Genomic DNA, 11,610 nt, shown 5'->3' with positions numbered 1-11,610 from the left:
CTTCCCATTCAGCCCGCGGGTCGGCCAGTCGGCGCGGCGGCGGGCCCGGACGTTTTCCTCTCATTGTATCACAGAGCAGGCCCCTTCTGCATGCGGGCGATAAAAAAACCGTCCGTTCCATACATATGCGGCAAAATCGACACCGTGCCGGAGCCGCCGTCAAGGCCGGGCGGAAGCGAATCCGCCGGGAACGGCGACAGCCGGTATTGCGGATGCCGCTGCAGGAACGCCCTCACCTGAAGCTCGTTCTCCTCCGGCTCCGTCGTGCAGGTGCTGTAGACGAGCAGTCCGCCCGGGGCGACGAGCCCCGCCACCGAATCCAGCAGCTCCTTCTGCAATCCGGTCAGGGAGCGGATTTCGTCCGGGGTTTTGCGCCAGCGCGCGTCGGGTTTGCGGCGCAGCACCCCAAGCCCGCTGCACGGCGCGTCCAGCAGGACGCGGTCGAAGCTCTCCGGCCCGAACCGCCCGGACAGCTCGCGCGCGTCGGACAACACCGGACGCAAGCTGGACAGCCCGAGCCGTTCGGCATGCGCTTGCAGCAGCGCCACCTTGTGCTCGTGCACGTCGCAGGCCCACACCGCGCCGCGGTCTCCCATCCGTTCGGCGAGATGGGAGGCTTTGCCTCCGGGCGCCGCGCAAGCGTCCAGCACGTTCATGCCGGGCTCCGGCGCGACCGCTTCGGCTACGAGCATGGAGCTCTCGTCCTGCACGCTCAAGCGGCCGGACGCGTACCAGTCGGTCAGCGCGAGATTGCCCCCGCCCGCGACGACGATCCCGTCCCGCGACACCTCGGACGGCGCGGCGTCCCGGCCGCCGGCGCGAAGCTCGTCCAGCAGGCTCTCGCGCGTGCCCCGCAGCCGGTTGACGCGGGCGCTGATGCGCGGGGGCTCGTTGTTCGCCCGGCACATCGCCTCCGCCGTCGCTTCGCCGAACGCGCCGATCCACCGTTCGACCAGCCAGCGGGGATGGGACTCGGCCAGCGAGATGCGCTCCGCGGCCGGCAATCCCTCGGGCAGCTTCAGCTTGTCCCGCTCCCGCAGCATCGTCCGGAGCGTGCCGTTCACCACGCCCGCGATGCCCGCATGCCCGCGGCGCTTGGCGATCGCAACCGCCTCGCTTACGGCGGCGTGCTCCGGAATGCGCGGCATGTACAGCAGTTGATACAGGCTCAGCCGCAGCAGCGCCCGAACCCAGGGCTCCAGCTTGGCGATTCCTTTCTTGACGTAGCGGTCCAGGAAGTAGTCCAGCGTCAGCAAACGCTGGATCGTGCCGTAGGTCAGCTCCGTCGCCAGCGCCGCTTCCTGCGGAGCGGGCTTCAAAGAACGCAGCCGTTCGTTCAGCAGCAGATTGCTGTAGGCGCCTTCCGTCTCCACGCGGGTCAAAATATCCAGGGCGATCTCCCGCGCCGTCAACATGCGGGCGCGAGGCGGACGAGCGCGGCCGGTCATGACGGACGCTCCCCGAGCCGGTCGCCCGGCGCCATCTGGCCGCCGCGGGAAAATTCCGCCGCGTTCATCGCCCGCTTGCCCGACGGTTGCAGCTCGGTGATGCGCAGCACGCCGTCGCCGGTTGCCACGTCGATCCCCGCTTCCGTAACGGCGAGCACTTCGCCGGGCTTCGCTTCCGCAGGCAGCGCGCGGTCGGCAAGAGTCGACGCCCATATTTTCAGAACATGGCCCTTCCAGTACGTAAACGCGCCCGGGAACGGATTCAGCCCCCGGACCCGGTTGAACAACTGGACCGCCGGGCGGGTCCAATCCAGCTCTTCGTCGGCCCGCGTAATGTTCGGCGCGTAGGTCGCTTCCTCCTCCCGCTGCGGCACCGCTTCGATCTGGCCGCTCAGCAGTCCGGGAAGCGTGCGCCGCAGCAGCTCCGCCCCTTCACGGGCGAGCTTCTCGAACATCGTGCCCGTCGTGTCCTCAAGCCCGATCGGCACCTCGACGCGGGAGATCATATCCCCCGTGTCGAGACCTTCGGCCATGTACATGATCGTGACACCCGTGACGGGATCGCCGTTCATGACCGCATAATGGATCGGCGCGCCGCCCCGGTAGCGGGGAAGCAGCGACGCATGCACGTTAATGCAGCCGTGCTTCGGCAACGTCAGGATCGATTTGGGCAAAATTTGCCCGTAGGCGGCCGTCACGATCAGATCGGGCTTCATCTCCCGCACCCGCTCGACCGCCTCGGGCGTCCGCAGACGTTCCGGCTGGAACACGTCCAGCCCGTGCTTCAGCGCCTCGACTTTGACCGGCGGCGGCGTCAGCTCGCGCTTGCGGCCGCGGGGGCGGTCGGGCTGCGTCACGACGCCGACAACTTCATACCCTTCTTCCAGCAACACCTTCAGGGACGGTACGGAAAAATCGATCGTCCCCATAAACACGACCCGAATCGGCATCCGCTCAATCCTCGACTTCCTCGCCGCGCTCGGGCCGGTATACCCGAACGGCTATGTCCGTGAACAAAATGCCGTTCAAATGGTCGATCTCATGCTGGAAAATTCGCGCGAGATAATCCGTCGCCACCATCTCGACGGGATGGCCGTGGCGGTCCTGCCCTTTCACGACGATGCGGGTGTACCGCTTCACGTCGCCCTGCAGCCCGGGAATGCTGAGGCATCCCTCCGGACCGATCTCCTCGCCCGATTTCTCGACGATCTCCGGGTTGACCATCTCGATCAGGCCGGTCTCGTCGTCGCCCGGATCGAGCACGATCACGCGCTTGGAGACGCCGACCTGCGGCGCCGCCAGACCGACGCCGGGCGCGTCGTACATCGTCTCCGCCATATCGTCGAGCAGCTTGTGCAGATTGGCGTTGAATTTCGTTACCGTTTGAGCCGGTTCGCGCAAAACCGGGTCCGGGTCCTTGACGATCATGCGAATAGCCATAGGGCATACCTCTTTTCATGGGATTTGTCATTTATAATAGCGTATGCGGATTCATGTCGACGGCGATTTGCGGTTTTTCCCGGCGGATCGTCTCCTCCAGATCGTTCAGCGCGCCGGCGATCCAGGAGGAAACCGGCAATCCGGCGGCGAATTTCAGCAAAATCTGGAATCGGTACCGGTCCTTGATGCGGGGAATCGGGGACGCGACCGGGCCCATCAGCTCCAGCGGGGCGGCTCCGGCCCGTTCCCGGATCAACGCCGCCAGCCGTTCCCCGATCCGCAGCAGCGTCGCCGGCGTTTCATGGGACATACTCACAAGCGCGAGCTTCGCGTACGGGGGGTAGCGGTTCAGCCGGCGCGACTGCAACTCCTGCGCCGCGAATCCTTCGTAGTCGTGCATCGCCGCCGCCCGAACGGCGTAGTGCTCCGGCGTATACGTCTGAATGATCACTTCGCCGGGCCATTCGTGCCGGCCGGCGCGTCCGGCGACCTGAGTCAGCAGTTGAAACGAACGTTCGGCGGACCGGAAATCGGGGATATTGAGCATCGTGTCCGCGGTCACGACGCCGACCAGCGTCACTTTGGGAAAATCGAGCCCTTTCGCCACCATCTGCGTCCCGAGCAGCACGTCGGCCTTTTCCGACTTGAACGCGTCGAGCAGCCGCTCGTGCGCGCCCTTTTCGCCAGTCGTGTCGACGTCCATACGGATCACCCGGATGCCGGGAAACGCCCGTCCGAGCTCTTCCTCCACCCGCTGCGTTCCCGTCCCGAAATGGCGGATGTGCGAGCTGCCGCAATCCGGGCATTCGAGGGGAAGCCGCTCGGCGTGGCCGCAATAGTGGCAGCGCAAGGCGGAAGCCCGCTGGTGGTACGTCAGCGAGATGTCGCAATGCGGACACCCCGCCACATATCCGCAGGACCGGCACATGACAAACGTCGCGTACCCCCGCCGGTTCAGAAAAAGCACCGCCTGCTCGCGCCGTTCCAGCCGGGCGGCGATCGCATCGCGCAGCCGGTTGCTGAACATCGACCGGTTGCCGCTGCGAAGCTCCTCCCGCAGATCGACGATATGCACCGGAGGCAGCGGGCGGCCGTTCACCCGGGTCGGCATCCGCAGCAGCCGGACGGACGGTCTCCGGCCGTCCCTGGGCGACGCCGCGAAGTACGTCTCCATCGACGGAGTCGCCGACCCCAGCACGAGCGGAGCCCCGTGCTGCCGGCACCGCCAAGCGGCGATCTCGGCCGCGTGGTATTTCGGACTTTCGTCCTGCTTGTACGAAGCCTCGTGCTCCTCATCTATAATAACCAGCCCCAGATTGGTGAACGGCGCGAACACGGCCGACCGCGCGCCGACGGCGACGCACGCCTCGCCGCGCGCGATCTTGCGCCATTCGTCGTAGCGTTCCCCTTGCGACAGCCGGCTGTGCAGCACCGCGACGCGGGCGCCGAACCGGCCCTTGAACCGTTCCACCATCTGCGGCGTCAGCGCGATCTCCGGAACAAGCACGATCGCTTCCCGCCCCATGTCGAGGCAAGCCGCGATCGCTTGCAGATACACTTCCGTCTTGCCGCTGCCGGTGACGCCGTGGAGCAGGAACCGCTCCGGCGTCCGGCCGCGGACCGCGCCTTCGATCGCGCCGAGCGCCGCCGCCTGCTCCTCCGTGAGCGGCAGCGGAGCGGTCGGCGCGAACGTCCTTGACGCGTACGGGTCGCGGTACACCTCGCGCTCCTCCAGATCCAGCCAGCCTTTGGCGGCCAGCGCCCGCACCGTTTGCGGCGACACCTGGAGCGACGCGGCGATGTCGGCCATCGCGACCGGCTCCGGCGTCCGCATAACCGCCTCCAGCACGCGGCGCTGCGACGTCGAGCGCGCCGGCAAGCCCGCCAGGGCGTCCCGCAGCTCCTCCTCGGAGACGCGCCGTCTGACGAACAACTGCTTTTTCGCCTTCAGTTGATCCTTGACTTCCCGGCGTTCCCGCAGCCACCCCCGCCGCAGCAGGTCGCGGAGCGTTTCCGCGGACGCCAGTCCGCGCTCCATGAGCTGCTCGGCCGTTACGCCGCCTCGGCTCCGGGCCAGCGAGAGCACCGCTTCCTGATCGGGCAGCAAGCCGGACGGCGAATCGCCCGGGAAGCCGTCGACCGCGACAAGCACGCGCCGCTCCTTCGCCTTGATCGCGCCCGGCAGCATCGCCGTCAGGCAGCCGATGACCGGGCATACGTACGTTCCGCTCATCCAGAACGCAAGCTCGACCAGCTCCGGCGTCAGCGCCGGCTCCGGGTCCAGAACGCGGGATACCGGCTTCAGCTTGTCGAGCGACTGATCCGTATCGGACCGCAGTTCCGTCACGATGCCTTGCAGCATGCGCGGGCCGAAAGGCACCTCGACCCTGCTGCCGACGCCGATCCAATCGCGCAAATGGGCGGGCACCCGGTAATCGAACGGCCGGTCCGTCTGGCGGGACGGAACGTCGACGATGACTCGAGCGAACATCGTCATTCTCCTCCGTCCGGGCCGGGCGTCCGGTCCGCGCCGTTCCGCGCCGCCGTGCGTTCGGCCACCAGCGCGATCAGGCGCCGGGCCACCTCGTCCTTGCCGAGCAGCGGCCAATCGGCGGCCTTGCCCCGTTCGTCGTACACCCGGACGATATTCGTGTCCGTGCCGAAGCCCGCTCCAGGCACCGTCACGTCGTTCAGCACGATCAGGTCGCTTTTTTTGCGCCGCAGCTTGTCCATGGCGTTTTCTTCCGCGTCATGGGTTTCCGCCGCAAATTGCACGATGTACTGCTTCGTCTTATGCTCGCCGGCCCATGCGACGATATCCGGATTTTTGACCAGCTCCAGCTCCAGCGTATCGCCGTGTTTCTTGATCTTGCGGTCCGCCCGGCGGGCCGGTCTGTAATCGGCGACGGCGGCCGCTTTGACGAGGATGTCCGTCCGGTCCCACAGGGACCGCACCGCCTCGAACATGTCGAGCGCGGATTCGACGCCGATCTTCTCGACTCCCTCCGGCGCTTTCGCGCTCATCCGCCCGTGGATCAGCGTGACCTCGGCGCCCGCCTCCAAAGCCGCGGCCGCGATCGCCGCTCCCATCTTCCCGGAAGAATCGTTGGCCAGATAGCGGACCGGGTCGATCCGTTCCACCGTGCCTCCGGCCGTCACGACCACGCGTTTGCCCGCCAGAGGAAGCGCCGGGCCGTCCGTTCGGCTCTCCTCCCGTTCGTCCGCCCAAAAGCTTCTGACCGCCTCGGCGATCTGCTCGGGTTCGGCGAGCCTGCCTTTGCCCACATAGCCGCAGGCGAGCTGTCCGACGCCGGGCTCGATAAAATACACGCCCCTCCGGCGCAGCGTCTCCATATTGGCCTGAACGGCCGGATGGGCGTACATATGGACGTTCATCGCCGGGCACACCAGCACCGGAGCGGTCGTCGCCAGCAAGGTGGTCGTCAGCATATCGTCGGCGATGCCGTGGGCCATCTTGGCGATCACATTGGCCGTCGCCGGCGCCACCACGACGAGATCGGCGTTGTCCGCGAGATCGATATGGGAGACGACGCCGGGATCGCGCTCGTCGAACGTGTCGGTGTAGACCGGATGCCTCGTCAGCGTCTGGAACGTCAGCGGCGTAATGAATTTGGCGGCTCCTTCCGTCAGGATGACGCGAACTTCGGCTCCTTCCTGGGTCAATCGGCTGCACAGGGCCGCCGCTTTGTAAGCCGCGATTCCGCCCGTTACGCCCAGCAGGATTCGTTTTCCCCGCAGCATCCAGCATCACTCCTCTTTTTAAAAACCTGCTGAAAAAAATAACAACCGCGAACGGTTGTCATCTTTCCTTATTTCGCTGCGGCCGAATCCGACGGAGATCCCTTTTCGACCAAAATGGTACCGTTGTAAATCTCTTCCATCGCAATTCCGACTTGCTTGCTCGATTTGGGCGCCTCGAGTTCGCTCTTCGCGCCTTCGCGCAGCATGCGCGCGCGTTTGGACGCGGCGACGACCAGCGAATATTTGCTGTCCACCTTGTCCAGCAGCTTATCGATCGAAGGGTACAACATCACCCCGTCACTCCTTCCAGCCATTTGTTCAGATACGGCTCCAGCCGTTCCCGCTTGCAATGCTCCGCCGCAATGATCGAGCGGATCCGTTCGCATGCGGATTCGACCTCATCGTTCGTCACGACGTAATGATAATGCCTCATCATCCGCAGCTCCTCGATGGCGACGTTCATCCGTTTTTCGATGACGTCCTCCGTCTCGGTGCCGCGGCCCGTGATCCGCATCTTCAATTCGTCGAGAGAAGGCGGCATCAAAAACACGAATACGCCCTGCGGATATTTATTTTTCACCTGAAGGGCGCCCTGCACTTCAATCTCCAGAATGACGTCGCGGCCCGAAGCGATCATGTCCTCCACGAAGCTGCGGGGGGTGCCGTAAAAATTGCCCACGTACTGCGCCCATTCGAGCAGCTCGTCGTTGTCGATCATGGCTTGGAACTGCTCGCGGGATTTAAAAAAATAATTGATGCCTTCTTGTTCGCCCTGGCGCGGCGCTCTCGTCGTCGCCGATACGGAATAAACCAGATCGGGCGAGATTCGGCGCAGGTGGCTGCAGACCGTCCCCTTGCCGACTCCGGCCGGTCCCGACAATACGATCAGCAGCCCTTTGCGTCCGGGCTCCTGCGGATTATTCGTCATGTTCATCGTCCTTCTGATGGGAGAGGCGGTGCGCGACCGTCTCCGGTTGTACGGCGGACAGGATCACGTGATCGCTGTCCGTTATGATCACGGCGCGAGTGCGGCGGCCGTACGTGGCGTCGATCAGCATATGCCGGTCGCGCGCTTCCTGAATGATACGTTTGATCGGTGCCGACTCAGGACTGACTATCGAGATGATCCGGTTGGCGGATACGATGTTCCCGAAGCCAATATTAATGAGTTTGATGGCCATAAAATGAGGTTCCTCCTACAGTTCGCATCGCGGGCGTCAAGCGCTCCCGCTTGGGGAGGTGAGCGGCCGGCGTCTGTTCCGGGGCGCATCACCATTGTTGCCGCCAGTCGGCGCAGGCATACCCGCGCCTTCCCGCTTCATTCCACGTTCTGGACTTGCTCCCGCATTTTTTCGAGCTCCGCCTTCATCTCGACCACCAGAGCCGATATGCGGGCGTCGCCGGATTTCGAACCGATCGTGTTGGTCTCGCGATGCATCTCCTGCAGCAGGAAGTCAAGCTTCCGGCCGACCGGTTCCTTCGCATCCAGCAGCGTCTTCGCCTGCGCGAAGTGGCTGGACAACCTCGTCAGCTCCTCCGTCACATCGCTCCGGTCCGCGATCAGCGCAACCTCCTGGGCGAGACGGTCCGGATCGATGGCCGAAGCCTCCCCCCATTGCGACAATCGCTGGCGAAGCCTTTCACGGGCCGCTTCCGGCACGGCCGGAGCCAACTCGGCGAGCGCCCGGCCGCACTGGGTCAATCGGTCCAGCCGCGACTGCAGGTCGGTCTTCAGATGCGCGCCCTCGCGCCTCCGCATCTCGACCAGCGCGTCAATCGCCGCGGACAAAACTTCCGTCAACCGGCGCTGCAATTCTTCCCGGTCGACCTGCCGGCCGCGCGCGGGCTCCGTCACGCCGGGAAGCGCCAGCAGGTCGCGGGCGCTCAGCTCCAGGGACATCAGCCCGAACCGCTCGGTCATCTCCCGGGCGATGCGCACGTATTCTTCCGCCCGCTGCCAGTCTACCAAAGGACCGGCCGGACCGTCCTGCCGGTTCAACACGTTTACATAAATATCGATTTTGCCTCGCTTAAGCCGTTCCAACGCGAGACGTCTCAGCGGATCCTCGAGAAACAGCCACTCCCGGGGAAGCTTGACCGACACTTCGCCGTACCGGTGATTGACCGAACGGACTTCCGCCTGAATCACCTGATCGTCCCATTCGATTTCGGCCGCGCCGTAGCCGGTCATACTGAGCATACGCCACACATCCAATCGTTATTTTACTTGATTTGCACAGTGGGTACAAGAGGAACCGACCGTCCGCTCCTTGACGTACCGCGTCAATTCGGCTGTCATCTCGTAGAACATCATCGGCGTCATCAGATAAATGCCGTTGAACTTCTCGACCGCAACATCAAGCAGCTCCTTGGCGATCCGGACGCCTTCGCGCCGGCCTTCCTCGCCCTTGAGTCCGGCCATCCGTTTGCGGACCTCGTCCGGCAGCGAAATGCCGGGAACCTCGTTGTGCAAATATTCGGCGTTGCCCTCGCTGATCAGCGGCATGATGCCGATAAACACGGGAACGCGCAAATGCTTGGTCGCTTCGTGGACCCTCTCGATCATCGCGGCGTCGTAGACGGGCTGCGTCATGATGTAATCGACGCCGCATTCGATTTTTTTCTCCAGCCGCGCGACCGCCTTGTCGATCGCCTTCACGTTCGGGTTAAACGCGCCGCCGACGACGAAGTTGGCTTTCTGCTTCAGCGGTTTGCCCGAAAACGCGACGCCTTCGTTCAACTGCTTGATCATCCGGATCAGATCGAACGAGGTCATGTCGAACACGGAGGTCGCGCCCGGCAGATCGCCGACGCGCGCCGGATCGCCCGTGATCGCCAGCACATGGTCGATGCCCAGCGCATGCAGCCCCATCAGGTGGGATTGCGTGCCGATCAGATTCCGGTCGCGGCAGGCGATATGGATCAGCGGCCGCACGCCCAGCCGATCGTTCACCAGATAGCCGAGCGGAACGTTGCTCATCCGCGTCATCGCAAGCGAATTGTCCGCCATCGTGATGGAGTCCGCCCCCGCATCCCGCAGCGCTTCCGCCCCTCTCATGAACTTCGAGATGTCCAGGTCCCGGGGCGGATCGAGCTCGACGACGACGGTGTGCCGCTGGCGGACCAGATCCACAATCGTCGGGCCGCGCGCGGGCGGCTCCGCTCCCGGGGATTTCGAATCGCGCGGCGAGCGGACGGCGACAAGGGACGGACGGACGGACGTTTCCGCCGCCGCCGCCGCGGCTTCCGGCGTCCAACCCGCCAACGCTCCCGCCATCGCCGCGATATGCTCGGGCGTCGTGCCGCAGCAGCCGCCGATGAGCTTCGCGCCGCGTTCGGCGAAGCGGATCGCGCTGTCGGCGAAGTATTCCGGCGTCGCGCCGTACCGGTAGCTGCCGTCGACATATTCGGCGAAGCCCGCGTTCGGGAACACCGACACCGGCACCGACTCGCGCAGCTCCGGCGGCAGCAGCTCGATCAGGCGCAGCGCCTTGCTCGGTCCGACGCGGCAGTTGAAGCCGATCGCGTCGGCTCCCGCCGCGACCGCCCGGCGCGCCGCTTCGGCGACGGGGAAGCCTTCCGGCGTCGTCGCGTCACCCTCCAGGGCGAACTGCGCGATCACCGCGCGGTCCGTCAGCGAGCGCGCCGTCTCGATCGCGACGAGCAGCTCGTCCAGATCGTAGAACGTCTCCAGAATCAGACCGTCGGCCCCCTCGTCCAACAGCGCCTGCATCTGCTCGCGGAACGCTTCGCGCCATTCCGATTCGGGCAGCCCCTTCGACTTGCCCGCCCGGATCGGTCCGACCGCTCCGACGACATAGGCGTCGTCGCCGGCCGCTTGGCGCGCCAGCCTCACGCCCGCCCGGTTGATCGCCTCCGCCTGCTGCTCCAGGCCGAATCTCTCCAGCTTGAACCGGTTGGCGGAGTAGGTGTTCGTCTCAAGCACGCGCGCGCCCGCCTCGTAATAGCGCCGGTGCACGTCTATGACAACGTCGGGCGAGGTCAGGTTCAGCTCTTCGTAAGAGATGCCGACGGGAAAGCCGAGCTGGTACAAAAACGTGCCGACCGCTCCGTCCCCGAGCAGCGGAACCGGACCTTTCAGCGCTTCTTTCAAATCAGGCTTCATCCGGCAGCACCCCCTTGAACACTTCAACGGCCGGACCGGTCATATACACCCGGTTATCGGCTTCGCTCCACTCGATATCGAGATCGCCCCCCGCCAGCGAGACGGTCGCCCTCCGGTCGGCGAGGCCGTTCAGATGGGCCGCCACAAGCGTGGCGCACGCACCCGTGCCGCAAGCGAGCGTAGGGCCCGCTCCCCGCTCCCAGACGCGCATGTCGAGCCGGGTGCGCGACCTGACGGTCGCGAACTCGACGTTCGTCCGCTTGGGGAATACGGGATGATGCTCCAGCGCCGGGCCGTACGTGCCCAGCTCGAAACCCGGAGCGTCGTCCACGAAAATGACGCAGTGCGGATTGCCCATCGACACCGCCGTGAACCGGAACGTCCGTCCCGCAGCCTCAATCTCGCGGTTCAGGATCGGCTCGCCTTCCAGCGTCGTCGGCACGCGCAAGCCGTCGAGCACCGGCTCGCCCATGTCGACGGTGACGGTTTTCGCCTTGCCGCCTTCCGCCTGAATCCGGACGACCTGCCGGCCGGCGCCCAGCGTCTCCACCGACAGCGTCTCGCCCGGGGCGAGTCCCCGGTCGTACACATATTTGGCCACGCAGCGAATCGCATTGCCGCATTGCTCGGCCTCCGACCCGTCCGCGTTGATGATTCGCATTTGAAAATCGGCGGCCTCGGACGGCAAGATATACACAAGCCCGTCGGCCCCCACGCCGAAATGTCGGTCGCACAGCCGGACCGCCGTCTCGGATGCATTCTCCGGCAGCCTGTCTCTGCCGTAGACAACGATGAAGTCGTTGCCAAGCCCCTGCATTTTGACGAATTCCATGA

General features: G+C 65.1%; 11 protein-coding genes. All 11 read right to left on the bottom strand.

Annotation, left to right across the window (positions count from 1 at the left end; translation table 11 throughout):
• Positions 1 to 68 precede the first annotated feature (68 nt).
• The 11 genes from rsmB to dapF all read right to left on the bottom strand — a co-directional run bounded on the left by rsmB (position 69) and on the right by dapF (position 11,608).
• Positions 69 to 1,448 carry a 16S rRNA (cytosine(967)-C(5))-methyltransferase RsmB gene (gene rsmB / locus FE781_RS01190; protein ID WP_138787792.1) on the bottom strand — a complete coding sequence of 460 codons (1,380 nt, stop codon included), beginning with the start codon at positions 1,446 to 1,448 and terminating at the stop codon, positions 69 to 71.
• Positions 1,445 to 2,392, bottom strand: a complete 948-nt coding sequence (gene fmt / locus FE781_RS01185; protein ID WP_246067982.1) for a methionyl-tRNA formyltransferase — start codon at positions 2,390 to 2,392, stop codon at positions 1,445 to 1,447. The genes rsmB and fmt overlap by 4 nt, the downstream gene beginning before the upstream one ends.
• A 10-nt stretch (positions 2,393 to 2,402) precedes the next feature.
• Entirely contained in the window at positions 2,403 to 2,888 is a 486-nt protein-coding gene (gene def, locus FE781_RS01180) for a peptide deformylase (RefSeq protein ID WP_138787791.1), read from the bottom strand.
• Between the two features lie 31 nt (positions 2,889 to 2,919).
• Positions 2,920 to 5,379, bottom strand: a complete 2,460-nt coding sequence (gene priA, locus FE781_RS01175) for a primosomal protein N' (protein ID WP_138787790.1) — start codon at positions 5,377 to 5,379, stop codon at positions 2,920 to 2,922.
• Positions 5,380 to 5,381: 2 nt separating this feature from the next.
• On the bottom strand, positions 5,382 to 6,650 hold the full coding sequence (gene coaBC / locus FE781_RS01170) for a bifunctional phosphopantothenoylcysteine decarboxylase/phosphopantothenate--cysteine ligase CoaBC (protein WP_138787789.1): 1,269 nt from the start codon (positions 6,648 to 6,650) through the stop codon (positions 5,382 to 5,384).
• Between the two features lie 68 nt (positions 6,651 to 6,718).
• Positions 6,719 to 6,940 carry a DNA-directed RNA polymerase subunit omega gene (rpoZ, locus tag FE781_RS01165; RefSeq protein WP_138787788.1) on the bottom strand — a complete coding sequence of 74 codons (222 nt, stop codon included), beginning with the start codon at positions 6,938 to 6,940 and terminating at the stop codon, positions 6,719 to 6,721.
• Positions 6,940 to 7,578 carry a guanylate kinase gene (gmk, locus tag FE781_RS01160; protein ID WP_138787787.1) on the bottom strand — a complete coding sequence of 213 codons (639 nt, stop codon included), beginning with the start codon at positions 7,576 to 7,578 and terminating at the stop codon, positions 6,940 to 6,942. Before gmk ends, rpoZ begins: the two co-directional genes overlap by 1 nt.
• Positions 7,568 to 7,831, bottom strand: a complete 264-nt coding sequence (remA, locus tag FE781_RS01155) for an extracellular matrix/biofilm regulator RemA (RefSeq protein WP_138787786.1) — start codon at positions 7,829 to 7,831, stop codon at positions 7,568 to 7,570. The genes gmk and remA overlap by 11 nt, the downstream gene beginning before the upstream one ends.
• Positions 7,832 to 7,968: 137 nt before the next feature.
• The gene (locus FE781_RS01150; protein ID WP_138787785.1) at positions 7,969 to 8,850 is read right to left on the bottom strand and encodes a YicC/YloC family endoribonuclease; all 882 of its coding nucleotides are present in this window, start codon (positions 8,848 to 8,850) and stop codon (positions 7,969 to 7,971) included.
• An 18-nt stretch (positions 8,851 to 8,868) separates the two neighbouring features.
• Positions 8,869 to 10,776, bottom strand: coding sequence for a bifunctional homocysteine S-methyltransferase/methylenetetrahydrofolate reductase (locus FE781_RS01145; protein WP_138787784.1), 1,908 nt, complete (start codon positions 10,774 to 10,776; stop codon positions 8,869 to 8,871).
• On the bottom strand, positions 10,766 to 11,608 hold the full coding sequence (gene dapF, locus FE781_RS01140) for a diaminopimelate epimerase (RefSeq protein ID WP_138787783.1): 843 nt from the start codon (positions 11,606 to 11,608) through the stop codon (positions 10,766 to 10,768). Before dapF ends, FE781_RS01145 begins: the two co-directional genes overlap by 11 nt.
• Positions 11,609 to 11,610: the final 2 nt, after the last annotated feature.

Origin of the sequence: Paenibacillus thermoaerophilus, assembly GCF_005938195.1 — a bacterium.
GTDB lineage: Bacteria > Bacillota > Bacilli > Paenibacillales > Reconciliibacillaceae > Paenibacillus_W > Paenibacillus_W thermoaerophilus.
The sequence above is the reverse complement of the archived record's forward strand: the minus strand, read 5'-3'. Positions and strand labels throughout refer to the sequence as shown.

What these genes read in the sequence shown, in the direction of transcription:
- rsmB (WP_138787792.1), bottom strand. Translation starts at nt 1,448, where the DNA reads ATGACCGGCCGCGCTCGTCCGCCTCGCGCCCGCATGTTGACGGCGCGG.
- def (WP_138787791.1), bottom strand. Translation starts at nt 2,888, where the DNA reads ATGGCTATTCGCATGATCGTCAAGGACCCGGACCCGGTTTTGCGCGAA.
- priA (WP_138787790.1), bottom strand. Translation starts at nt 5,379, where the DNA reads ATGTTCGCTCGAGTCATCGTCGACGTTCCGTCCCGCCAGACGGACCGG.
- coaBC (WP_138787789.1), bottom strand. Translation starts at nt 6,650, where the DNA reads ATGCTGCGGGGAAAACGAATCCTGCTGGGCGTAACGGGCGGAATCGCG.
- rpoZ (WP_138787788.1), bottom strand. Translation starts at nt 6,940, where the DNA reads ATGTTGTACCCTTCGATCGATAAGCTGCTGGACAAGGTGGACAGCAAA.
- gmk (WP_138787787.1), bottom strand. Translation starts at nt 7,578, where the DNA reads ATGACGAATAATCCGCAGGAGCCCGGACGCAAAGGGCTGCTGATCGTA.
- remA (WP_138787786.1), bottom strand. Translation starts at nt 7,831, where the DNA reads ATGGCCATCAAACTCATTAATATTGGCTTCGGGAACATCGTATCCGCC.
- FE781_RS01150 (WP_138787785.1), bottom strand. Translation starts at nt 8,850, where the DNA reads ATGCTCAGTATGACCGGCTACGGCGCGGCCGAAATCGAATGGGACGAT.
- FE781_RS01145 (WP_138787784.1), bottom strand. Translation starts at nt 10,776, where the DNA reads ATGAAGCCTGATTTGAAAGAAGCGCTGAAAGGTCCGGTTCCGCTGCTC.
- dapF (WP_138787783.1), bottom strand. Translation starts at nt 11,608, where the DNA reads ATGGAATTCGTCAAAATGCAGGGGCTTGGCAACGACTTCATCGTTGTC.